At 68.8% G+C, this 22,220-nt stretch carries 21 protein-coding genes; 17 read left to right on the plus strand and 4 right to left on the minus strand.

What is annotated here, in order from left to right; all coding sequences use genetic code 11:
* Positions 1–136: 136 nt before the first annotated feature.
* The 9 genes from KVT44_RS47525 (at position 137) to KVT44_RS60830 (ending at position 10,016) form a co-directional block, all read left to right on the plus strand.
* Positions 137–1,282 carry a VOC family protein gene (locus tag KVT44_RS47525; RefSeq protein ID WP_217574555.1) on the plus strand — a complete coding sequence of 382 codons (1,146 nt, stop codon included), beginning with the start codon at positions 137–139 and terminating at the stop codon, positions 1,280–1,282.
* Complete coding sequence (locus KVT44_RS47530; protein WP_217574557.1) at positions 1,279–2,217, plus strand: fumarylacetoacetate hydrolase family protein; 939 nt, start codon at positions 1,279–1,281, stop codon at positions 2,215–2,217. The genes KVT44_RS47525 and KVT44_RS47530 overlap by 4 nt, the downstream gene beginning before the upstream one ends.
* A complete protein-coding gene (locus KVT44_RS47535) occupies positions 2,214–3,836 on the plus strand; it encodes a bifunctional 3-(3-hydroxy-phenyl)propionate/3-hydroxycinnamic acid hydroxylase (protein WP_217574559.1) in 1,623 nt (540 codons plus the stop codon). Before KVT44_RS47530 ends, KVT44_RS47535 begins: the two co-directional genes overlap by 4 nt.
* 16 nt (positions 3,837–3,852) lie before the next feature.
* On the plus strand, positions 3,853–5,871 hold the full coding sequence (locus KVT44_RS47540; protein ID WP_217574560.1) for an acetoacetate--CoA ligase: 2,019 nt from the start codon (positions 3,853–3,855) through the stop codon (positions 5,869–5,871).
* Between the two features lie 142 nt (positions 5,872–6,013).
* Positions 6,014–6,637, plus strand: coding sequence for a malonic semialdehyde reductase (locus KVT44_RS47545; protein WP_217574562.1), 624 nt, complete (start codon positions 6,014–6,016; stop codon positions 6,635–6,637).
* Positions 6,638–7,495: 858 nt separating this feature from the next.
* Positions 7,496–7,885: a hypothetical protein gene (locus tag KVT44_RS47550; protein ID WP_217574564.1), complete on the plus strand. Its 390-nt coding sequence runs from the start codon at positions 7,496–7,498 to the stop codon at positions 7,883–7,885.
* Positions 7,886–8,092: 207 nt separating this feature from the next.
* Complete coding sequence (locus tag KVT44_RS47555; RefSeq protein WP_217574566.1) at positions 8,093–8,509, plus strand: SsgA family sporulation/cell division regulator; 417 nt, start codon at positions 8,093–8,095, stop codon at positions 8,507–8,509.
* Positions 8,510–8,652: 143 nt separating this feature from the next.
* Positions 8,653–9,360 (plus strand): hypothetical protein, encoded by a 708-nt coding sequence (locus KVT44_RS47560; RefSeq protein WP_217574568.1) that lies wholly within the window; start codon positions 8,653–8,655, stop codon positions 9,358–9,360.
* Positions 9,361–9,542: 182 nt separating this feature from the next.
* Positions 9,543–10,016, plus strand: a complete 474-nt coding sequence (locus KVT44_RS60830) for a Clp protease N-terminal domain-containing protein (protein WP_308314314.1) — start codon at positions 9,543–9,545, stop codon at positions 10,014–10,016.
* A gap of 315 nt (positions 10,017–10,331) precedes the next feature.
* Here KVT44_RS60830 and KVT44_RS47570 read toward each other — a convergent pair whose 3' ends face one another.
* On the minus strand, positions 10,332–11,231 hold the full coding sequence (locus KVT44_RS47570) for a transposase (RefSeq protein ID WP_217574570.1): 900 nt from the start codon (positions 11,229–11,231) through the stop codon (positions 10,332–10,334).
* 321 nt (positions 11,232–11,552) lie between these two features.
* On the opposite strand from KVT44_RS47570, the gene KVT44_RS47575 reads away from it, so the two are divergent.
* Positions 11,553–12,080 (plus strand): hypothetical protein, encoded by a 528-nt coding sequence (locus KVT44_RS47575; RefSeq protein WP_217574572.1) that lies wholly within the window; start codon positions 11,553–11,555, stop codon positions 12,078–12,080.
* A 174-nt stretch (positions 12,081–12,254) separates the two neighbouring features.
* Here KVT44_RS47575 and KVT44_RS47580 read toward each other — a convergent pair whose 3' ends face one another.
* Entirely contained in the window at positions 12,255–13,190 is a 936-nt protein-coding gene (locus KVT44_RS47580; protein ID WP_217574574.1) for a LysR family transcriptional regulator, read from the minus strand.
* A 133-nt stretch (positions 13,191–13,323) separates the two neighbouring features.
* Between KVT44_RS47580 and KVT44_RS47585 the strand changes: the two genes are divergently transcribed.
* Positions 13,324–14,592, plus strand: coding sequence for an MFS transporter (locus tag KVT44_RS47585; protein ID WP_217574576.1), 1,269 nt, complete (start codon positions 13,324–13,326; stop codon positions 14,590–14,592).
* 163 nt (positions 14,593–14,755) lie between these two features.
* Here KVT44_RS47585 and KVT44_RS47590 read toward each other — a convergent pair whose 3' ends face one another.
* Positions 14,756–15,373 (minus strand): TetR/AcrR family transcriptional regulator, encoded by a 618-nt coding sequence (locus KVT44_RS47590; RefSeq protein ID WP_217574577.1) that lies wholly within the window; start codon positions 15,371–15,373, stop codon positions 14,756–14,758.
* A gap of 174 nt (positions 15,374–15,547) precedes the next feature.
* Here KVT44_RS47590 and KVT44_RS47595 point away from each other — a divergent pair, with 174 nt between their 5' ends.
* Positions 15,548–16,696, plus strand: a complete 1,149-nt coding sequence (locus KVT44_RS47595; protein ID WP_217574579.1) for an NAD(P)/FAD-dependent oxidoreductase — start codon at positions 15,548–15,550, stop codon at positions 16,694–16,696.
* A 157-nt stretch (positions 16,697–16,853) separates the two neighbouring features.
* Here KVT44_RS47595 and KVT44_RS47600 read toward each other — a convergent pair whose 3' ends face one another.
* Positions 16,854–17,132: a hypothetical protein gene (locus KVT44_RS47600; protein ID WP_217574581.1), complete on the minus strand. Its 279-nt coding sequence runs from the start codon at positions 17,130–17,132 to the stop codon at positions 16,854–16,856.
* Between the two features lie 164 nt (positions 17,133–17,296).
* Here KVT44_RS47600 and KVT44_RS47605 point away from each other — a divergent pair, with 164 nt between their 5' ends.
* The 5 genes from KVT44_RS47605 (at position 17,297) to KVT44_RS47620 (ending at position 22,018) form a co-directional block, all read left to right on the plus strand.
* Complete coding sequence (locus KVT44_RS47605; protein ID WP_217574583.1) at positions 17,297–18,523, plus strand: acyl-CoA dehydrogenase family protein; 1,227 nt, start codon at positions 17,297–17,299, stop codon at positions 18,521–18,523.
* Between the two features lie 5 nt (positions 18,524–18,528).
* A complete protein-coding gene (locus tag KVT44_RS47610; RefSeq protein ID WP_217574585.1) occupies positions 18,529–19,761 on the plus strand; it encodes a CaiB/BaiF CoA-transferase family protein in 1,233 nt (410 codons plus the stop codon).
* Positions 19,758–19,886: a hypothetical protein gene (locus tag KVT44_RS60315; protein WP_302832202.1), complete on the plus strand. Its 129-nt coding sequence runs from the start codon at positions 19,758–19,760 to the stop codon at positions 19,884–19,886. The genes KVT44_RS47610 and KVT44_RS60315 overlap by 4 nt, the downstream gene beginning before the upstream one ends.
* A 240-nt stretch (positions 19,887–20,126) precedes the next feature.
* Positions 20,127–21,116 (plus strand): 3-hydroxyacyl-CoA dehydrogenase NAD-binding domain-containing protein, encoded by a 990-nt coding sequence (locus tag KVT44_RS47615; RefSeq protein WP_217574587.1) that lies wholly within the window; start codon positions 20,127–20,129, stop codon positions 21,114–21,116.
* The gene (locus KVT44_RS47620) at positions 21,113–22,018 is read left to right on the plus strand and encodes a 3-hydroxyacyl-CoA dehydrogenase (RefSeq protein ID WP_217574589.1); all 906 of its coding nucleotides are present in this window, start codon (positions 21,113–21,115) and stop codon (positions 22,016–22,018) included. Before KVT44_RS47615 ends, KVT44_RS47620 begins: the two co-directional genes overlap by 4 nt.
* The last annotated feature ends 202 nt before the right edge of the window (positions 22,019–22,220 follow it).

A 22,220-nucleotide genomic window follows, 5' to 3' on the forward strand; every position in this document is an offset into this window, starting at 1 on the left:
CGGCGAGTGTAACAACCGTCGCGATGAGTCTGCCATTACTGATGAGATCATCAATTATTTGACTCCGCCCTATTGACGATGGGTAACGGCAAAGTTGATGATTTCCTCATTACGGCAATGTTGCTTGGAGGACACCATGTCCCACACCCCCGTTGACGGGGCCACTCCTCAGACGCCCCACCAAGACCTCCACAGTGAGCAGGGCGCCCTGCGCGGAGAGCACCCCGGACGTTCCCGGAATCCCGTGATCAAGGTGGCGGATCTGGCCTGGCTCGAGTTCGAGAAGCCGGACCTGGACCGGGCCGAGGTCTTCGCGCGTGACTTCGGGTTCGCGGTCGCCGCCCGCACCGAGGGGGAGCTGTGGCTGCGCGGTACGTTCGCGGGCTCACCCTGCATGGTCATCCGGCGGGGGCGTGCGTCCCGGTTCATCGGGCCGGCGTTCCGCGCGGCAGAGCGGGCCGACCTGGACCGGCTGGCCCGCGCCACCGGCAGTACCGTCCGGGACATCGGTGTACCGGGCGGTGGGCAGTCGATCGCCCTGCTCGATCCCTCGGGCCTGCCGGTCCGGGTCGTGCACTGCGCCGAGCAGCTGCCCGCGTTGCCCGAGCAGGATCCGCTGATCCTCAACTTCGGTACAGATCACCGTCGTACGAACGCCACCCAGCGTCCGCCCCGTGAGCCGTCCCGTATCCAGCGGCTGGGCCATGTGGTACTGGAAACCCGGGTGTTCGCCCGCACCCTGGACTGGTACCTGGACACCCTCGGGATGATCGTGTCCGACTTCCTGTTCCTGGACGGGCAGCGCGGGCGCGGGCCGACGATGACGTTCATCCGGTGCGACCAGGGGAGCGTGGCCGTCGATCACCACACGCTGGCCCTGCACCTGGGGCCCGGAACCGGCTACGTCCACTCGGCCTACCAGGTCACCGACCTCGACGCGATCGCCGCCGGTGGGGAGTACCTGGCCGAGCGCGGCTACAAGCGCAGTTGGGGCATCGGCCGGCACATCCAGGGCAGCCAGCTGTTCGACTACTGGCGCGACCCCGACCACTTCATGCTGGAGCACTTCGCCGACGGCGACCTGTTCTCCTGCGACCTGGAGCCCGGCTGGGCACCGATGTCGGCGAGCGGCCTGGCCCAGTGGGGTCCGCCGGTCACCCGCGACTTCCTGGGCGCCAGCCCTTCCCCCGCCAAGCTGCGCGAGGTCATGACGGCCCTGCGCGGCGACAACGAACTCGACCCCGCACGCCTGCTGGGCCTGATGAAAGCGATGAGCTCATGAGCACCAACGTTCTGCGTACCACCGACGGCTGGTGGGTCGTCCGGGACGATCGCGCCGTCCGCATCGACACCAAGGCCGTCACCACCGCCGAACTGCTCGCCGACCGCGACGCGATCCGCGAGGCCGCCGCCTCCGCCGAGAGCGGCACGCCCGTCGCCGACCTGGTGGCGCTGCCTCCGGTCACCACCCCGTGCCGGGTGGTCGCCCAGATGGTCAACTACCGCAGCCACGCCAAGGATTCGGGCTTCACCGGCGACATCCCGCCCACCTTCTTCCGCAAGGCGTCCGGCTCGGTCAGCGGCCCCCACGACACGATCATCCGCCCCGCGCACGTGAAGTTCCTCGACTACGAGGTGGAACTCGGCCTCGTCATGGGCGCGACCCTGCCCGTGGGCACCGTCGTCGAGGAGCAGGACCTGCCGCGCTATGTCGCCGGCCTTGTCCTGACCAACGACGTCAGCGCCCGCGACGTCCAGCTGACCAAGACCCAGTTCTACGAGAGCAAGTCCTATCCGACCTTCACGCCGACGGGTCCGTACCTGGCCCTGCTGGAGCCCGAGGACTTCACCCACCTGCTGAACCTGCGGCTGCGGCTGTCGGTCAACGGCGTGTCACGCCAGGACCGCACGCTGGCCGACATGATCGTGCGGCCCGCACAGGCGCTCACCCTGCTTGCCCGCTTCCAGACCCTCGCCCCGGGCGACCTGCTGCTGACCGGCACTCCCGGCGGCACGGCCCTGAAGGCCCCGCCCAAGGCGGCCGAGAAGATCGGGGCGCTGCTGCCGCCCGCACTGAAGTGGAAGGCGTTCTTCAAGGGCCAGGCCAAGAACCCGCGTTACCTGCGCAACGGTGACCTCGTCACCGCCACGATCGCCACCCCGGACGGGCGGATCGACCTCGGCGAGCAGCGGACCCCCATTGCGGACGCATCATGAAAGCCGCATCCCGGAGACCGGTGGTGATCATCGGTGCGGGACCCGTCGGGGTCATGGCCGCCCTGCTGCTCGCCCGGCACGGAGTGCGCAGCCTGGTCCTCGAACGTCACCGGGACATCTACCCCCTGCCGCGCGCCGTCGTCGTGGACGACGAGATCCGCCGGATCCTGCAGAGCGCCGGTGTCCACGAGGAGTTCGCCGCCCTCGCCCGCCCGGCGCCCGGACTGCGGCTGCTGGACGCCGGGCGCCGCGTGATCGCCGAATTCCCGCGGTCCATGCACGGACACCACGGCTTCCCGCAGACCAGCATGTTCGACCAGCCCGATCTGGAACGCCTGCTGCGTGACGCCCTGGCGCGCCGCCCGGAGTGCGAATTGTGGAGCGGAGTGGAGGTCGTGTCCGTCACCCAGTCCGTCGCACGGGACACCGCCGGACCGAACGATCCGACGGGTCCGGTCCGGGTCACCTTCCGGCGCGACGGCAGCGACGAGGACGAGCACCTGTGGGCCGATGCCGTCCTCGGCTGCGACGGTGCGAGCAGTCTCACCCGTGACGCCATCGGCGCCGTGTGGGAGGACCTGCACTTCGAGGAGACCTGGCGGGTCATCGACGTGCGCACCAGCCGCTCCGTACGCACCTGGGAAGGCGCCGAGCAGATCTGCTCTCCCACCCAGCCGGCCACCTTCATGCGCGTCAGCGAAGACCGCTACCGCTGGGAGTTCCGGCTGGCCGACGATCAGCACCTGGACGGCCCGGACGGATGGGAGCGCCTGCGCGAACTGGTCGCCCCCTGGGTGGACCTGCCGCCCGACGCCTCGCCGGGCAACGACTTCGAGGTGGTGCGGCAGGCGCAGTACACCTTCCGGGCCCGCCTCGCCGACCGGTGGCGCAAGGGGCGCGTCTTCCTGCTGGGCGACGCCGCCCACCTCACTCCGCCCTTCGTGGGGCAGGGTCTGTGCGCGGGCCTGCGCGACGCCCAAAACCTCACCTGGAAGCTCGCCCAGGTGCTCCAACGGGGCGCACACGAGGGGCTGCTGGACACCTACGAACGCGAGCGCAAGCCGCACGCCCGCCATGTGATCCGCGTGGCTGTCGCCGTCGGCTGGGCCATGACCGGCGGACAGGACCGCGGTGCGGCGTTCCGCCGGGCCGTCGTGGGCACGGCCTGTCGCATCCCCGGTGTGACTGCGGCGGTGAGCCGTGACCTCAGTCCCGCCCTCACCGCCGGTCCACTCGTACGGCGCCGCCCCAGGCTGACCGGCCGCGTGCTGGCCGGCACCTTCTGCCCGCAGCCCTGGGTACGGCACGACGGCAGGCGAGTGCGCCTCGATGACGTCCTCGGGGATTCCTTCGCCGTCCTGACCGCTGTGCCGCCCACGGCGCAGATGACGGCCGTGGCCACGGCACTCGGCGCCCCGACGATCCGCGTCGAGGACCTGTGCGACGACGGCACCTTGGCCGGCTGGCTGGCACGCGGCCGTGTCGACGCCGTCCTGCTGCGCCCCGACCGCGTCGTGATGGACACCGTCCCGGCCGGCACCGGCGACTTCACGGACACCGTCGCCTGGGCCCCCCTGCTGCACACGGCCCGCCGTACCGCCGACGCCCGGCCCGCCTGACGAGGAGCACCACACCATGACCACCCCGCGCCCTGAGCCGTATACGGAACCCTTCTTCACTCCCGACCCGAAGTCGGCCGCCCACAGCCGCATCGCGGACTTCGCCCGATGGGCGGCCCGGCACCGGGACGCCGAAGGGATCCAGGACCCCACGGACTACCGAGCCCTGTACCAGTGGTCCGTCACCGACCTCGAAGGGTTCTGGGCCGCGGTGTGGGAGTACTTCGACATCGACGCGACGACTGAGTACGAGCGGGTGCTGGCCGAGGAGACCATGCCCGGCGCCCGCTGGTTCCCCGGCGCCACCCTCAACTACACGCATCACGCGCTGCGCAACCTGCAGCCGGACGCTCCCGCGATCACCGCCCTGGACGAGACCGGAGCCGGCTACGAGATCACGGGCCGGGAGCTGCGTGCCCGGGTCGCCTCCGTCGCTGCCAGCCTGCGCGACCTGGGCGTCGGACAGGGCGACCGGGTGGTGGGCTATCTGCCCAACACCCCCCACGCCATCGTCGCCTTCCTCGCCACCGCAAGCCTGGGCGCGGTGTGGTCGGTGTGCGGCCAGGACTACGCACCCAAGGCCGCCGCCGACCGCTTCGCCCAGCTCGAACCCACGGTGCTCATCACCGCGGACGGCTACCTCTTCAACGGCGCCACCCACGACCGCCGCGCCGCCTCGCTCGAACTCGCCGCCGCCCTGCCGAAGCTGAAGGCCACGGTGCTCGTGGACCACGTGGGCCTTGCGTGGCCCGAGGGCGGGGACTCGGGGCTGACGGTTCCCTGGGAGGACGCGGTCACCCGCGTCGAGTACCTCACCATCGCCCCGGTGCCGTTCGACCACCCCCTGTGGGTCGTCTTCTCCTCCGGCACCACCGGACTGCCCAAGGGCATCGTCCACGGGCACGGCGGGGTCCTGCTCGAACACCTCAAGACCCTCGGCCTGCACACCGATCTGGGCACCGGGGACCGCCTGCTGTGGTACACCACCACCCACTGGATGATGTGGAACCTGGTCGTCTCCACCCTGCTGACCGGTGCCACCACCTGCACCTACGACGGCAGCCCGGCACCGCAGGCGCGTCCGGACGTCCTGTGGGAGCTGGCGTCCCGTCACAAGGTCACCGTCTTCGGCACCAGTCCCCAGTACCTGCTGACCATGGCCAAGCTGGGCATCGAACCCTCCGTGCACGACCTGTCGGCCATCCGCGTCGTCGGCTGCACCGGCTCCGCTCTGCCCGCCTTCGCCTACCCCTGGGTCCGCGACCACGTGGGCGCCGACGTCCAGTTGGCCTCCACCAGCGGCGGTACGGACATCGTCTCCGGCTTCGCCGGCAGCGCCTCCACGACCTCCGTCTGGGCGGGGGAGCTGTCCGCCCCCAGCCTCGGCGTGGCCCTGGCCGCCTACGACGCGACGGGCACCCCTGTCCTCGACCAGGTCGGCGAACTGGTCGTCACCCGGCCCATGCCGTCCATGCCGCTGTACTTCTGGAACGACCCCGACGGCAGCCGCTACCGCGACGCCTACTTCGGCGCCTACCCCGGTGTGTGGCGGCACGGCGACTGGATCACACTCACCTCGCACGGCTCGGTGATCGTCCACGGCCGCTCCGACGCCACTCTCAACCGCAACGGCGTGCGCCTGGGCAGTGCCGACATCCACGACGTCGTCGAACACCTCCCCGAGATCACCGAGGCCCTCGTCATCGGCGCGGAGGAACCCGACGGCGGCTACTGGATGCCCCTCTTCGTGGTCCTCGCCGACGGGGTCGGCTTGGACGATTCCCTGCGCGAGAAGATCCGCGACGCGATCCGCGCCGGGGCCTCACCCCGCCACGTCCCCGACGAGATCCTCGCCGTACGAGCCCTGCCGCACACGAAGACCGGCAAGAAGCTCGAGGTTCCCGTCAAGCGCTTGCTCCAGGGTGCCCCCGTCGAGCAGGTCCTGAACCCAGCGGCGGTCGACAACCCTGAACTGATCGCCTACTTCGCTCGGTTGGGCGTGGAGCGGAACAAGCGGTCAACACACCACACATGACGTCGGCCAGGGGACCACATGCCCACGTGACAGCACTGGGTCCTTGTGCCCTGCCCGACTCCGCAAACCCCGTCCCCACGGGGTGGTGCCGGGGCGGTCAACCCGCCCCGGCACCTCACACAACCGAAGTAAGAGAGAAATGATGAGCATGACCGACCGCGAACCGCAGGCCCTCGATGTCCTCGACGACGCCGGACGAAAGGTGCTGTTCACCGAGGCCCGCACCGCGAACACCTTCACCGAGGTGGCCGTTGCCGACGACGAACTGGCCATGATCTGGGAACTCGCCCGCTGGTCGCCGAGCGCCGCCAACGGCCAGCCTCTGCGCGTGCTCTTCGTGCGGACCCGAGAGGGCAAGGAGCGACTCGTCCGGCATCTCGACGAGGGCAACAGGGCCAAGACGCTCAGTGCGCCGGCCGTGGCGGTCTTGGCGTACGACGTCGACTTCCACGAGCAGATGCCGACCGTCTTCCCTGCCCGCGGGGACTTGCTGCGAGCGGCGTTCGCCGACCAGATCGACGCGCGCGAGAGCATCGCGGCCTACAACTCGGCACTGCAAACCGGGGTCTTCCTGCTCGCGGTCCGTGCGGCGGGATTCGCGGCCGGTCCCATGGCGGGCTTCGACAAGGGCGGCGTGGACGAGGAGTTCTTCGCCGGTACCAGCTGGCGCTCGCATCTGGTGGTCAACATCGGTCACCCCGGTGCCGACCCGTGGTTCCCGCGGCTGCCCCGCGTGCCTGTCGAGCACGCCCTCGACTGGGCCTGACGGCACTGCAGCCGCCTGGTCGCGCGGGATCCGAAGACCGATCAGCCCGAGCGTGGTCGGCGTAGAAGTGAGAGGTGCCATGTCGTGGGCGCCGGTGCTCTCCTGAGTACCGGCGCCCATTCTTTCTCCCCTGCCCGGGGCGGCTGTGATGGACTTTCTGGAAGCGACCGTCCTCATAGCGGCCGTCAACGAGTGGCTGCAGCCCGGGTGACCATGAGGTGTCGCGTGGCATGCGGAGAGTGAGTGCCTGGAGGGGCAGTTCGATGAGGGCGTAGGCGAGGAGCGCATCCTTTCCTGCCGTCACGTCCGAATTCGGCGTATTCGTAGTACCCGATGATCAGGCCTGCCTCGGCGCCGAGGCCGCCGATCGCGGCCCGAACCAAGGGGCCCTGCTGGTAGAGCAGAAACTCCGGCGGCGAACGCGGCAGCGGACCAGACGGCACCGGAGTTGGCGATCTGGCTCCACGCGTCAGGTGGGAGTAGTGGTCGTCACGGCGACCTCCACCAACGGGGTCCCAAAGACGGCACGCATGCCTCGACGGCTGCAGAGATACCTCGAGGTCGTGGGCCTTCGCGCGAGTCGAGGCCGCCTCTTACCCGGGGCCCCGATCAACACCCTTAGTGCGACGGAACTTCGCACTCGCATTTCCATACGCCGTATGGTTTACTCGAGGGGTAGTTCCATACAACGTATGGAACCTTGGGGCCTTGCTGCGAAAGCGACTTCTCTCGCGCTCGGTGACGCAGTGCAGAGCCGACCGAGCCCGCACAGAGCGGCCAGCAGCGCCCCACGAACTGCACCAGCGACAGGCGCACCCGTTGCACTGGCGGATTGCCCTGGCCCGAAGGAGAAAACCCGTGAGTAACCTGACAAAGCGCATGTGTATCGCTATCACCTCTGTGGTGGTGGCGGGCGGAGCCGTAGTCGGTGTCGGGGGTACCGCGTCGGCTGCGGTGTCCGAGCATGTCCAGCGCCCGGCTGTCGGTGTCGCGGCCGACAACCACCGCTCGGGCGGCGGCCATGAGCACAACTGGGACCGGAGCGACGACCGCCGGCCGGGCTGCGATCACGACTACTGCTGGGACAGTGACCACGCATACCGCTCGGACCGCGACCACGACTACCGCTGGGACCGTGGTGACGGCCACCGCCGGGACCAGGGCACCAGCTTCTCGTGGGGCGATCGCGGTGGGGACCGCGACGGCGGGAGCCACTACAACCAGGACCGGCAGGACAGTGGCCGCTGACACGACCATGGCTCTTGCCAGGCAGCCGAGGTTGCCTGCATCCCTGTGATGCCCCCGGCGGTCAGCGGTCGCTTTGTCTGCTCCTGCCGACCGGCCGGACACCCTGGCGACGGCACGAGATGTAGCCCCCGCGAGCGCTCTCGTGTCGTCCGCCACCGGTCCCGCCGCAACCATCCCCCTATGGCTCGAGGCGCCAGGAGCGAACCCATGAAGTCAATGAGAACCGTGATGCAGGGTCTACCTGTACAGCTTGTCGTCTCGCAGGAAATGTCCCTGTCCATGTGCATGAGGCTGCGGTACGAGCTCAGTGATCCTTATGCCGTTCGTGTCGCGTTCACCGTGGACGACAGCGATGAGGCGGTGGAATGGATCATCGGACGCGATCTGCTGATCGACGGCCTGAAGGGCCCCGTCGGCGAGGGAGACGTTCGGATCTGGCCGGCCGGCGAGTGCGACCGCGGTGCTGTGTACATCGTCCTCAAGCCGCCCAGTGCTATGGCGTTGCTCGAAGTTCCGGCGCAGGACATCAAAGGGTTCCTGCAGGAGACAGAGACACTCGTACCCAGAGGATCCGAGTCCGAGCACATCGACTCGGACGCGCTACTGAGGCACCTCCTCGCCTAAGGCTGAGGTCTTCCTGCCCGGAATCAGGCTCTGGCCGTGATTGCAGCAAAACGTGCCGTTGCGGGCCGAGACCACCCTGACCAGCTGCCTGTGGCCCGTTGCGACGTTTAGCGTGGCCATCCTGAGGCTGGCACACTGAATGTGTGTCCCCGTTGATGACCGCTGCTGATCAGAATGCGTCCTCATCGTTTACCGGCGCCGCCGTCGTGTCGGTCTGCGCATTGGTCTTCACGGTCTCCTCATTCTGGTGGATCAATGCCAGACAAGGGTGCCTGAAGACATGGGAGCCTCACTCCTTTGCGGCGATTTTCAACTACTCTCTGGTTCGCCTGCGGCTTCCGCTCGTCCTTCACAACACCGGCGCCAAGCCGATAGTTGTGCAGGATCTCAGGCTCACCTTCCCTGATGAGCCCGCCTCTCATCTACCGCTCTTGTGGATGTCTTCGCCGTCTCGTCTCCAACCCGGACCGGACGAGGAACTGAAGTTGCCGGCCGGATTCGTTGTGGCCGGCAGAGAAGCTCTACAAATTTTCATCGAGCTCGAGGCGCCGTTTCCCGGGCTCCTTCCAGAGGCCCGTGACTACAAGGCCCAAATTCAAGTCAGGGTTGGCCACCGCAAGGGGTGGCGCCCGCTTCTGACATTCACGTTGAGGACCACCAACATCGTTGATCCCGACCGGTACGCCGTCTACAACAACGCACCTCTTGAACTGACGAAGGAGGATCAGCAAAAGGCAGACGCTGCGCTCCTGGAGCTCTTGGACAAGCAGGAGAAGGACGCTTCCGCTCAGGGTGGGACCAAGCAGCGAGACTCTCCGAGCGACGATGGCAACGCCGGTACCGACCTGTAGGCCGGGAAGATGGTCATGAGACCGGCAAGGGCGGACGTGCTGGTGCACTGCACGTACGGCACGTCCTGACCGTTGCGCCCGTCCGGCGCCGCCGCCGGCAGGTGCCCAGTCATCCTTGGCGCGCATCTCATGTGAGGCAAGTACTCCTTGGCAATCCTGAATTTTCAAGGAGTACTTGCCTCGTGGCTCTTCCCGACCTGGACTGCCTCATCGCGGAAGTCGACCGAAGGTGCGACACAGCACACCGACCCGGCGGACAAGAACAGCCCGACTGGCTCGCACTCCTCGCGGTCGCCACCCAACTCGCAGGCGAAGTGCAGGCGCTGGCAGACAACCTGGTCGAGGACTACGTCGAGCACTGCCGGATGCACGGTTCCTCATGGACGGACATCGGCGCCGCCCTGGGCGTGACCCGACAGGCAGTCCAGCAACGCTTCCAGGCCCCGCACAGGCACTACAGCCCTGAGACGATGACCGACGACGTCCGCCAGACGATGGTCCATGTCAAGCTGGCAGCGGTGCAGCACCGCAACAACTACATCGGCACCGAGCACCTGCTCTGGGGAGTGACCACCCAGGACACCGGCGCCCCCGGCTCCTTCAAGCCGCCGGTGTCTCGCCGGAGACGCTGCACCGGTCCGGCGAAGCCCGGCTGAGCATGGGTGCCTTCCACGCAGCCGAGCGAGTCACGTGGACGCCCTACTCTCGCAAGGCCATCGCCATCGCAGGGGCTCGATCCGAGCACAACGGCTCCGAGCGCATCGGCTGCGAAGACCTGCTGATCGGCCTTGCCCAGGTCGGTCGCGGAGTGGCCGCCAGCGTCCTGACCTAGGCCGGCTTCGACCCGGCCGCCCTCGACGCCCCACCTGCGGACGCCCGCGCAATGATCAGAACCTGTGGATGGTCCTCGGCGGGGTGACGTGAAGGGGCGCACCTTCCCGAGGGAGATCGATAGCCCATAGCAAGTCTGATCATGTGCCGGCGTTGGCGTGCCGGTCGGGAATGTACGCCCATGCCCAAGGTTCCAGCACTCCTTGGGGGCGGCCGTGCCGGGCGGACGCGAGCAGATCGTCAAGGTCGGTGTCGCGGAAGCGCCGGACGGTCTTGCGGTGCAGGCGCCGGGCGATCGCGGAGACGGAGCATCCCTGCCGGAGCAGGCGGTGGATGTCGGAGTAACGGTCAACGGTGCGGACAGCGATCTTCGTGGGTGGGAGAGCCGGCAGAGGCAGTGGGTTGATGATCCGCAGGGGCTCTGCATCACGTTCGGCTTCGGCGTGTTTGCGCAGACAGGATCGGTGCTGGTGGCACGTCTTCTCGACCGCGGAGGAGAGGTTGTTCAGCAGGTGCCGGCGGTCGGTGATCTCCTGGGCGCCTGGTGCTGCTTCGCGCGCGGCGCTGGAGTAGGCGCTGGCCCGGTCCCTGCAGATGATCTCCGCGCCGGGATGTTCGCGCAGCCAGGCGGCGAAGGTGGCCGCGGCCCGGTCTGCGAGGACGTCCACCACACGACCCGCCTCCACGTCGACCAGAGCGGTGCCGTATCGCCAGCCCTTACGGAAGGCGAATTCGTCGACCCCCAGCACCCGGGGCGCCTGACCGGGCTCGCTCGGTGTCGCGAGCAGGCTCAATAGGTGGGTGCGGCCGGTGGGTAAATGCAGGGTCCGGCACAGACGTTCACCGGGGCGGCCGCCCAAGAACGTTGCGATGGCTTGCATCCATCGCCGCAGCCCGACGCTGTGACGCCGGTACCGTTCGCTCAGGTCCAGGACCTGCCCGGCGAACGTCCGCCGTCTGCACGAGGCCCGCTCGCAGAAGAAGGGGCGCACCTTGAGCGAGATCACCAACGGCCGTCCCAGCACAGGACGTTCGGTCACGCGGGCACACATCGAGAGTGCACGAGACGTCCTGGACAGCCGCAGTCCGGACAGGCTGGTGGCCGTCCGCCCGACGACGCTTCGACGGCGACTCTCTCCTCGGTGACGTGCATCGCCGTGACACGCACATCGATCCCGGGAAACAGCACATCCTCGATCGCCGCAGCCCCCATGCCTGGGCAATCCCCGCAAGAAACGTTCCCGCAGTCGCACGATGACCTGGGGATTCACGCAAGCGCGGCCAGAACCGCGTACTTACCTGGTGCCGTGGTCGCGTAATTCCCCAGGTCCTGGGCTCGGTGTGGGGCTAGGTTGGCCGGCATGAGCAATGGCCGAAGGAGCTATGGCTATGTCGGACCCGCCGACTTGAAGACTCTTGTCCGAGCGGGAAGCGAGGGTCGGAGCATGCGCTCGGCGGTGGACTTCGACGAGTGGGTCTCGACCCGGACAGCGGGAGAGCTGGCTGAGTCCTTCACCTTCGTAGTTGATGCCTCTGGGAACCTGCGGCTCGCACCGCGCCGGAGTGAGCACGTGGTTTGTGCCGGTGGGGGACGGGTTCTCAGTGCCGGTGAGGTCAGCTTCCGCAAGGAGTCCGGGCGGTGGACGGTCGAAGAGGTCAGCAACCAGTCGACCGGCTACTGCCCGGACGTCAGCTCATGGCCGGCTGTGGCGGAAGCCCTGGACCGAGCCGGGATCTCCCGGCCCTCCAGTTTCACGCATGAAGTGGTGTTTCGACGCTGCCCATCCTGTGGGCAGCTCAACATCGTGAGAGAGGAGGACTTCGTCTGCGTCTTTTGCGACGCAGTCCTGCCAGCGGAGTGGAACGTAGCCGAACCGGACGCTGGGTGATCGGTGGTTCGCTGGTCTCGTCGGTCGGGTTCTTGGGGCACTTGTTCGGGCGGTAGCTGAAGCTGTTCATGACACGCAACGGGACCAGTCCAAGCAGGAGGGTGCCGATGGGTACGACTGCCTCCGAGCCGCCGTTCGTCGATCCGGCAACGCTGATCACAGACGAGGCGGCGGTCAGCGCGGAATCACCCAGCCCGGCGCCCAGGTCCCGGTGGCGTCGTGGTCGGCCGCTGTGGCGGCGAGGTGGGCGCGGAGAGTGGCCAGCGCGGGGTGGGGGTTGTCGCGGTGCCAGAGGAGCGAGTGAGGGTAGACGGGCGTCGGGTCGGTCACCGGGATGCGGCGCAGGCCGTGGCCGGAGGGCCAGACGAGGCGGGTGTGCCCGCCCATGAAGGTGGCCAGGGCCGGGGTGTCGGCGACGGTGTCGAGGAGCGCGTCGGAGCCGAAGTTGGGGCCCGTCGCCTCGATGGTGAGGCCGAACTCGGCGACGAGGTCGTCGTAGTAGGCGGCCCACTCGGTACCGGGGACGATGCCGGGCATCCAGATCCGGTGCCCGGCGAGCTGAGCGACAGTCACCGACCGGGCGCCCGCCAGCGCATGCGCGGGGCCGGTGAGGAGCTGGAGCGGCTCGTCGAGCACCCGGACGGACTCGATGTCCTCGGGAAGGGGCCGCCCGGGCGCGGCGACGGCGCGGAAGGACGCGTCGATCGCACCGGACCGGATGGCGGCGACGGCCGTCTCGATGTCGAACAGCATCACCACGTCGAGGTCGATCTCGGGATGCGCACGGTAGAAGCCGCGCATCAGGCCCGCCGCCGCGCCGCGCGAGGCGATGACGTCGACGCGCAGCGGACGGCGGCCGGGGCGCACGGACGCGACCGCGCGCTCGGCGACGCGCAGCAGCTCGCGCGCGTGAGGGAGGAACGCCTGCCCGTCGATGGTGAGCTCGGCGCCGCGCGCGGTGCGAGTGAACAGCCGCACACCGAGGTTGCGCTCCAGCGCGGCGATGCGCTTGGAGACGGCCTGCTGGGTGACCGCCAGCTCGGCGGCGGCCTCCTGGAACTGCCCCGCGTCGGCGGCGACGACGAAGGTCCGGACGGTATCGAGGTCCATGCCGACACCCTACGAGCACAACCGATGGTTGTGGTCGGTGGCCCTACGGTTGTTTGATCCCCTGGTGTGACGCCCGCTTTGATGTTTCCGAACGCGGATCGGTTGTGCGGGTGAGTGGCGAGGGGCGTCGGGCATGAGGAGCGGACACCGGCTGGGACATCTGCTCGGACATCGGCTGGGGTGGCGGTTCGGGTGGCTGTGGGGAGCGTACGGGACCAGCGCGCTCGGCACCTGGCTCGCCTTCGGCGCGTTCCCGCTGATCGCCATCCGGGTGCTGCACGCCGGACCGGCCGAGGTCGCCGCCCTCTCCTCCGTGGGGGCTGCGGTGGGCGCGGCCGTGGCGGTGCCGCTCGGCCCGTGGGTGGAGTTCCGCCGTAAGCGGCCGGTCCTGATCGCGATGGACCTGGTGCGGTTCGCGGCGCTGCTGACGATCCCAGCCGCGTTCGCGCTCGGCGTGCTCACCTTCCTTCAGCTCCTGCTGGTCTCGGTCGTCGTCGCCGCGGCCGACATCACCTTCCGCGCCGCCTCCGGCGCGTACCTGAAGACCCTGCTGCCGGCCGAGGACCTGCTCGTCGCCAACGCCCGATTCGAGTCCACGGCCTGGACGACCACGATCATCGGACCGCCGCTGGGCGGCGCGGCGATCGCGCTCCTCGGTCCGGTGGCGACGGTGGTGGCCGACGCGGTCAGCTACCTGCTCTCGGCCCTGGGCATCCGCGCGTCGGGCGGGCACGAGCCGCGGCCCGAGCGCCGGGAGGCCGCGCACCTGCGGGCCCGGGACCTGCTCGCCGGCTGGCGGTACATCCTCGCCGACGCGACGCTGCGCCCGCTGTTCTTCAACACCGCCTTGTTCAACGGCCTGGTGATGGCCGCTCAGCCGCTGCTTGCCGTCCTGATGCTCGGCCGACTCGGTTTCACACCGTGGCAGTACGGCCTGGCCTTCGCCGCGCCCTCGATCGGCGGGCTGCTCGGTTCGCGACTCGCCCGACCGCTCGTTACCCGGTTCGGACAGCATCAGGTCCTGGTCGTGACCGGGGCGCTGCGTGCGCTCTGGCCCGTCGGCCTGGCCTTCCTGGGGCCGGGCACCGGAGGGCTGCTGCTCGTGATGGGCGTCGAGCTCGGGCTCATCTTCTGCTGCGGGGTCTTCAACCCCGTCTACGCCACCTACCGCCTCGAGCGCACCGCGACCGACCGGATCACCCGCACACTGTCCGCCTGGACGGTGACGACCAAGGCGTCGACCGCGCTCCTGACGGCCGTCTGGGGCGTGCTGGGCGGCCTGCTCGGCCCGCGTACGGCCATCGGCCTGGCCGGCGTGCTCCTGCTGGCGACCCCGCTGCTGCTTCCCCGCCGCGCGGCAGCGCCTCTCGCCGATCCGGAGCCGGAGCCGAACCGCGCCTGACGGACCGTCACCGCCGTTACCACGATGCCGCGTGCAGCTCAGCGAGCAGGACCTCGTGCGGTCGCCGCCACACGCCGACCCCGTTCCACTCCCGCAGCCGGCGCCGCTCGCGCTGCGGCAACAGCGGTTCCAGGAGCTTTCAGGGGCGATCCATCTCGATGTGTCAGCTCTTGCACGAGCCTGTGATTGCATCCCCGGAATCGTGCTGTGACTGCCAACCGTGGATCAGTAGGTCGAACACTGTCTCCACGGTCGCGCGTGGATCGTGTCGGCCCTTGGCCAAGGTCGGGACTTCCAGGACGAACCGTGCGAGTGCCGAGCATGCGAGATCATCCGCTTCGCGGCCGAGTTCCTCCGCGATGACGGCGCTGAGGGTGCCCGCGTGCCGCATCCACATACGCTCCGCGTACTCGCGGAGCGCGGGCGTCTGGTCCACCAGCGCGGTGAGTTGATGCAGACGTGGATCCGACGCGATCGGCACCCAGGACTTCAGCGCGTGGGCGCGGAGCGCCTCGACCACGCTCTGGTCCTTGGGTCGTTCACGGACGGCGGCGGTCAGCTCTGCCTCGACTTCCTCCTCGCGGTCGAAGACCAGTGCCTCCTTGCTCGGGAAGTGCGCGAAGAGGGTCGTCGTCGATACGTCTGCTCGTTCGGCGATGTCGCGGACACTCGCTTGTTCGAAGCCGTGTTCCAGGAACAGGTCCAGCGCAGCGTCAGCGATGGCCTGCCTCGTCGCCGCCTTCTTGCGCTCGCGACGGCCAACGGTCGGGGAGTCGGGCATGCCGTCACTGTACCCCATAACTGAAATGAAGCAGAAACTGTAACGGTTGCACTTATGGACTCGTTTCTGCTTTCGTGGTCTCCGTAGGGGTTGCCGCATCCCGGTGGGGTCGCGGCACCGGTCATCGCCGCGCCGCGGCGCCACCCGGAACCCCACCGACGAAAGGAATCCACCGTGGACTCTCCGACGCCCGCAAACGCGCGGATCAGCATCATCGGTGCCGGCCCGGGAGGCCTCACGTGCGCACGCATCCTGCAGCAGCACGGCATTCCGGTGGCGGTGTACGACCGCGATCCTGAGCTGAACTCCCGCAACCAGGGAGGCTCACTCGACCTGCACGAGGAAGACGGCCAGCTCGCGCTCCGTGAAGCGGGCCTACTGGAGGAGTTCTTCGCGCTCGCCAGGCTCGAGAGCCAGGAAATGCGCCGCATGGACCCTGCAGGGCGCGTCCTTGCCCACCATCTGCCGGGCGAGGGCGAAACGGTCAGCCCCGAGATCGACCGCGGACAGCTTCGCGATCTCCTGCTGGGCTCGCTCGCTGTCGGGACCGTTCAGTGGGGACGCACTCTCGAATCAGTGAGCGGACCGGCCGACGGGCCGCGAACGCTGACGTTCGCCGACGGGACGGCCGTTGAAGCGGATCTCGTGATCGGTGCGGACGGCGCCTTCTCCCGCGTCCGCACTGCCGTGTCGCCCGCGACACCGCGCTACACCGGGGTCAGCTTCCTCGAGGCATGGTTCGACGACATGGAGACCGCTCATCCCGAGCTTTCCGAACTGGTCGGGAAGGGCAGCGCCCACGTCGCCGACGGCGAGCGCGGCCTCTTCGCGCAGCGCAACAGCGGCAGTCACATGCGCGTCTACATCATGCAGCGTGTCCCTGTGGACTGGATCACGATGAACGGGCTTCGCCCCGAGGACACCGAGGGCATCCGCGCGCATCTGTTGAGCGAGTACGCGGCCTGGTCACCGCAGACACTCCGGATGATCGCCGACAACGACGGCCCCTACGTCGATCGTCCGCTCTTCGCCCTGCCGGTGCCGCACACATGGGAGCGCTCGCCCAGCGTGACACTCCTGGGAGACGCCGCACACCTCATGCCACCGCTCGGCGTCGGTGTCAACCTCGCCATGCTCGATGCCAGTGAACTCGCGCTCGCACTCGTCCACTCCGCCACCATCGACGACGCTGTACACAGCTACGAGAAGTCGATGCTTCCGCGCTCGGCCGACATAGCCCAGATGCTCGAAGGCGGCGCTGAGCATCTTCTGTCCGTGCCCGACCCCGACGAGATCGCGCGGATCGGTCCGTCCCGGCCCTGACATCGCGGGCGCGGCTCCGTCAACCAGCCGAACGCTCAATCCTCCCCCTCCCTTGACACCACCACCAAAGCCAATCGCACTCCTTGTGTTGGCCGTTGTAAGGCGTTGTGGATGGGGTGGTGGAGAAGCTGGTCCCCGGAGGCGATGCGGCGGCTCCTCAAGCTGTCGGACGTCCGCCTGGAGGACTACGGGTCGGAGTGCCGGGCCAGGGCGGGGTGTCGTGTTCGTCGGTGGTGATGGTTCCGCGCGGGCAGGCCGTGAGGCGGCGCTTGGCGGCGATGGCCCCAGCCTGGGCCGTGACCTTCTCCCCGACGGCGGTGGAGTGGACCAGGATCCAGCGCACTCGATGCGCTGGATCCCGTATGCGGCGCCCGGTCGGGGTGTGGACGACCTCCAGCACCCGGTAGACCTCCCGCACCGGGCGGGGACGGGCCACTGGAGTGGTCCGTGGCGACAACGGCACTCGTGCGCGGCGCGGGTCCGGGGGACCGGCCCGGGATCCGCGTTTAATCGCGCCGGAGAACCGAGACGCCAGGAGCGGAGAGCGCTGACGGGCGTGGATCTCCGGGCCACGCCCCACAGCGCTTGAGGGAGATTGCAATGAGCGGCACAACGACCTTGCCGACACGGTCCGGTCCCTACCTGGACAAGGGGCTGCTGCCCGCCGACTTCTACGCCTACGAGGACCTGCTGTCGGACGGGGAGCGGGAGAAGCTCGAGTCCGTCCGCGAGTTCCTGCGCACACAGGTCGCACCCATCGTCGACGACCATTGGGCCCGGGCCGAGTTCCCCTTCCAGCTGATCGGGGGCTTCGGGGGGCTCGGTCTGATGGACTGGGCCGACCCGGACTCACCGGAGTCCAAGCCGAGCAACCTCCTCGCGGGCTTCCTCGCGCTGGAGTTGGCGCATGTCGACGCTTCCGTGGCCACGTTCGTGGGCGTGCACACGGGTCTGGCCATGGGCACCATCCTCACCTGCGGCTCCGACGAACAGAAGCGTCGGTGGCTGCCGGCGATGGGCCGCTTCGAGAAGATCGGCGCCTTCGGGCTGACCGAGCCGCACGGCGGCTCCGACGTGGCCGGTGGCCTGCAGACGACCGCGCGCCGTGACGGCGACGAATGGATCCTCGACGGCGCGAAGCGGTGGATCGGAAACGCGACGTTCGCCGACCTGGTGGTCGTCTGGGCCCGCGATGTCGAGACCCGTCATGTGCTGGGCTTCGTCGTGGAGAAGGACGCCCCAGGGTTCACCGCGACGAAGATCGAGAACAAGATGGCGCTGCGGATCGTGCAGAACGCCGACATCGTGCTCGACGGCTGCCGTGTTCCGGAGGCCAACCGGCTGCAGAACGCGAACTCGTTCAAGGACACCGCCAAGATCCTGCGCCAGACGCGCAGCGGGGTGGCCTGGCAGGCGGTGGGAGTGATGTTCGCCGCCTACGAGATCGCCCTGCAGTACGCGAAGGAGCGCGAGCAGTTCGGGCGCCCGATCGGGGGCTTCCAGCTCGTGCAGGACCTGCTCGTGAAGATGCTCGGCAACGCCACGGCCTCGTGCGGGATGATGACGCGCCTGGCCCAGTTGCAGGACGCCGGGGTATTCCGGGATGAACAGTCCGCCCTGGCGAAGGCCTATTGCACCGTGCGGATGCGCGAGACCGTGGGGTGGGCGCGGGAACTGCTGGCAGGCAACGGCATCCTCCTCGACTACAAGATCGGCCGCTTCGTCGCCGACGCCGAGGCCATCTACTCGTACGAGGGCACGCGGGAGATCCAGACCCTCATCGTCGGACGCGCCGTCACCGACGGCCTGAGCGCCTTCGTGAGGTGACGACGATGACCACCGAATCCGTCTTCACCGGCCTGAAGGTCCTCGACGCGTCGAGCTTCATCGCGGGACCGGCCGCGGCCACTGTGCTCTCCGACTTCGGAGCGGACGTCATCAAGATCGAGCCACCGGGAAAGGGCGACCCCCAGCGGGGGCTGAGCTCCGTGCCGCCCAGCCCCCGGGCACAGGCCAACTACAGCTGGCACCTCGCCAACCGCAACAAGCGGGGCATGGTCATCGACCTGAAGGCACCGGCGGCCACCAAGATCCTCAAACGCCTCGTCGAGTGGGCCGACGTGGTGATCACCAACTTCCCGCACGGCACACGCGAGAAGCTGCACCTCGGCTACGACGAGGTCGCGGGCTGGAACCCGCGGGTCGTCTACGCCGACATCACGGGCTTCGGGGACGCCGGTCCCGACGCCGGGCAGCCGGGCTTCGACCTGACCGCCTACTGGGCGCGCAGCGGGCTGCTGGCCTCCACCCGGGACGCGGGGGCCCCGCCGACGGCCCCGGTCTGGGGCAGCGGCGACTACATGTCGGCGATCGGGATCTACGCGGCGATCGTGACCGCCCTCTACCGCCGCGAGCGGACGGGACAAGGGGCCAGCGTCGGGACGTCACTGCTCGCAGAGGGGGTCTGGGCCACCGGAACGCTCGTGGCCGGCGCGCTCGCCGACGGCACGCCGTTCGAGTTGCACGACCGGAAGGCGCCGGCGAACCCGCTGATCAACCCCTACCGGACCGCCGACGGCGAATGGTTCATGCTCGTCACCTCAGCCCCGCACTGGCCGGGCCTGACCCGGGCCATCGGGCACCCCGAACTGCTCGAGGATCCCCGTTTCGCGGACATCGAGGGCTTCGTCAAGAACTCCACCGCGCTGACCGAGCTGCTCGACGCCGAGTTCCGTTCGCGGCCCTTCGCCCACTGGAAGGACGCCCTCACCCGGGAACGCGTCACCTACAGCCTCATTCAGACACCGGAGGAGACCGCGCGGGATCCGCAACTGCGCGCGAACGACATCGTCGTACCGCTGGAAGGAGTCAGCGGGCTGGAGTACACCATCAACAGCCCGGTCAACCTGCGAGGCGTCGCGAAGGTCCCGGCGAAGCGGGCACCGGACCTGGGCGAGCACAACGACGAGGTCCTCGCCGAGCTGGGATTCGGCCCCGCAGAGATCGCCGAGCTGCGCGCCGAGGGAGCGATTCCCGGCCCGGCGGAAGCGGAGGGGGCGCGATGAGCACTACGCCCGACGCGTCGGGCGTAGTGCTCCACGAGCGCCGCGACAGCGTGCTGACCACCGCCATCACCGCACCTACTTCGGTACCACGTCGCCGCTCGTACTGCTCACGGGCGAGCCGCTGAACGCCGCCGAAGGCAGCCGCCAAGGAGGTCCTGCGCGCAACGCAGGGCCCGAAGGAGAGCGACGTGTTCAGACACCAGGACGAGCTCACGAGCGGGCCGGCCGCCGGACAGGACGCGGGGGTAGGCGTACGGGCGTTCGCCGAGAAATGTGCCCCCACCCGGCGCGGCCGCTGATGCCGGCCACCTCTGCCGCCATTCCCCCGCAGCCCGTGTCCGACTTTCAGGAGCAGTGAACCAGTCATGAACGCACACAAGCCCGTCCACCGCGTAGCGATCGTCGGTACCGGCACGATCGGTGCGAGTTGGGCGACGCACTATCTCGTCCGAGGCTTCGACGTGACGGCGACGGACCCCGGCCCCACCGCGGAGGCGGCCCTGCGGTCTTATGTGGAGGCGGCATGGGACACGGCTGCTTCGATCGGACTCGCGCCCGAGGCGTCGCCCGATCGCCTGAGCTTCACCACGGACATGCGTCAGGCCGTCGCGGACGCCGATTTCGTACAGGAGAACGCGCCGGAGCGTCCGGAACTCAAGGTCAAGCTGTTCGCCGACATCGACGACGCCACGCCGCCCGACGCGATCATCGCGTCGAGTTCCTCGGGCATCACGATGAGCGTCATCCAGGCCGAATGCCGGCGCCCGGAGCGGACCGTCATCGGTCATCCCTTCAACCCGCCGCACGTCGTCCCGCTGGTCGAGGTCGTGGGCGGGACGAAGACCGCCCCGGAGACGATCCGGGACGTCATGTCGTTCTACGCCGCGATCGGCAAGAAACCGATTCACCTCAAGAAGGAGCTTCCCGGGCACGTCGCCAACCGTATCCAGGCCGCGCTGTACCGAGAGGTCGTGTACCTGGTCCAAGAGGGAGTGCTCGACGTGGCGGACTCCGACGACGCGGTGTCCTGGGGGCCGGGGCTCAGATGGGGCGTCATGGGTCCCCATCTGCTGTGGCATCTCGGCGGGGGAGAGGGCGGCATTCAGCACTTCATGGACACTCTTATGCCGCGGATGGTGGCGTCCTGGCAGGACCTGGGCACCCCCGAGTTCACGCCCGAGCTCCAGGAGAAAATCGTGGGCGGCGTCCTGCAGGAGGCGCACGGCGACTCGGTCGATGAGCTGGCCGCCCGGCGCGACGCGATGCTGTCCGCCCTGCTGGCCGTGCGGGCCGAGCACGACCCGCTCGGCCCGCGGAGCGCCGCAGCCGGTCGCCCGGCGAAGGAGGAATCGTGACGCGGCCCCAGGAAAGACTGTTCGTGCTCGAGGCCAGCAGCGGCGGTCGCCTGTTCTCCGTGAACCCCGATGGCTCCGACAAGAAGGTCATCGTCACCGGGTGCAGGATCCCCGACGGGGTCGCCGTCGATGTCCAGGCCGGGCACATCTACTGGACGAACATGGGCCGTCCGCCGGAGAACGACGGCTCGATCGAACGCGTGGACCTGGACGGAGGCAACCGGACGACGATCGTCCCGAGCGGTGGCACGCATACGCCGAAGCAACTCCACTTCGAGGCATCCGGCCGGAAGCTGTACTGGGGTGATCGCGAAGGCATGCGCGTCATGCGCTGCGACCTCGACGGGCACAACGTCGAGACCCTCGTGCAGACGGGACAGGGAGACGACGACCGCCGCGACGAGACCAAGTGGTGCGTGGGAGTTGCCGTCGACCCGGTCGGCGGACACCTCTACTGGACACAGAAGGGCCCGAGCGACGCGGGACTCGGGAAGATCCTGCGCGCCGGAATCGACCTGCCCGCTGGGGAAAGTGCGGCCGAACGCGGCGACATCGAGGTGCTGTTCGACGGGCTGCCCGAGCCGATCGACCTGGAGCTCGACCTCACGCGGCGCATGCTGTACTGGACGGATCGCGGCGACCCGCCGCGGGGCAACAGTGTGAACCGCTCGCCGGTGGACGCGCCGGAAGGGCAGCGGACCCCCGAGATCCTGCTGACCCACCTCATGGAAGGCATCGGCCTCGCCCTCGATCCGGACGACGGCCGCATGTACGTGACCGACCTCGCCGGGAACGTCTACGCGGCCGACCTCAACGGATCGAACCAGAGCGAGATCCTCATCCTGCAGGGCAATCTCACCGGCATCGCCCGTGCCGTGCTGCCGACCGGAACGAAGGGATAGGCCGTGTCTGACAAATGACGCCCAAATCCCGCCCGGTGTCCTCCGGGCGGACGGCGCTCCTTGCCAGACACGGCCGAACCAGTGGGTGGAACTCGGCGCCTGCTGTGCTCAGCCTGGTGCCTTGACGCCGTCGGTGAGGAGGCGCAGCAGATGTCGTATCAGTAGCGCCAGGCCGCCGAGCGCGCGAAAAGGCCGCAAGCCC

This window comes from Streptomyces sp. GbtcB7 (genome assembly GCF_019091445.1).
GTDB lineage: Bacteria > Actinomycetota > Actinomycetes > Streptomycetales > Streptomycetaceae > Streptomyces > Streptomyces mirabilis.

What these genes read in the sequence shown, in the direction of transcription:
- KVT44_RS47525 (WP_217574555.1), top strand. Translation starts at nt 137, where the DNA reads ATGTCCCACACCCCCGTTGACGGGGCCACTCCTCAGACGCCCCACCAA.
- KVT44_RS47530 (WP_217574557.1), top strand. Translation starts at nt 1,279, where the DNA reads ATGAGCACCAACGTTCTGCGTACCACCGACGGCTGGTGGGTCGTCCGG.
- KVT44_RS47535 (WP_217574559.1), top strand. Translation starts at nt 2,214, where the DNA reads ATGAAAGCCGCATCCCGGAGACCGGTGGTGATCATCGGTGCGGGACCC.
- KVT44_RS47540 (WP_217574560.1), top strand. Translation starts at nt 3,853, where the DNA reads ATGACCACCCCGCGCCCTGAGCCGTATACGGAACCCTTCTTCACTCCC.
- KVT44_RS47545 (WP_217574562.1), top strand. Translation starts at nt 6,014, where the DNA reads ATGAGCATGACCGACCGCGAACCGCAGGCCCTCGATGTCCTCGACGAC.
- KVT44_RS47555 (WP_217574566.1), top strand. Translation starts at nt 8,093, where the DNA reads ATGAAGTCAATGAGAACCGTGATGCAGGGTCTACCTGTACAGCTTGTC.
- KVT44_RS47575 (WP_217574572.1), top strand. Translation starts at nt 11,553, where the DNA reads ATGAGCAATGGCCGAAGGAGCTATGGCTATGTCGGACCCGCCGACTTG.
- KVT44_RS47580 (WP_217574574.1), bottom strand. Translation starts at nt 13,190, where the DNA reads ATGGACCTCGATACCGTCCGGACCTTCGTCGTCGCCGCCGACGCGGGG.
- KVT44_RS47585 (WP_217574576.1), top strand. Translation starts at nt 13,324, where the DNA reads ATGAGGAGCGGACACCGGCTGGGACATCTGCTCGGACATCGGCTGGGG.
- KVT44_RS47590 (WP_217574577.1), bottom strand. Translation starts at nt 15,373, where the DNA reads ATGCCCGACTCCCCGACCGTTGGCCGTCGCGAGCGCAAGAAGGCGGCG.
- KVT44_RS47605 (WP_217574583.1), top strand. Translation starts at nt 17,297, where the DNA reads ATGAGCGGCACAACGACCTTGCCGACACGGTCCGGTCCCTACCTGGAC.
- KVT44_RS47610 (WP_217574585.1), top strand. Translation starts at nt 18,529, where the DNA reads ATGACCACCGAATCCGTCTTCACCGGCCTGAAGGTCCTCGACGCGTCG.
- KVT44_RS60315 (WP_302832202.1), top strand. Translation starts at nt 19,758, where the DNA reads ATGAGCACTACGCCCGACGCGTCGGGCGTAGTGCTCCACGAGCGCCGC.
- KVT44_RS47615 (WP_217574587.1), top strand. Translation starts at nt 20,127, where the DNA reads ATGAACGCACACAAGCCCGTCCACCGCGTAGCGATCGTCGGTACCGGC.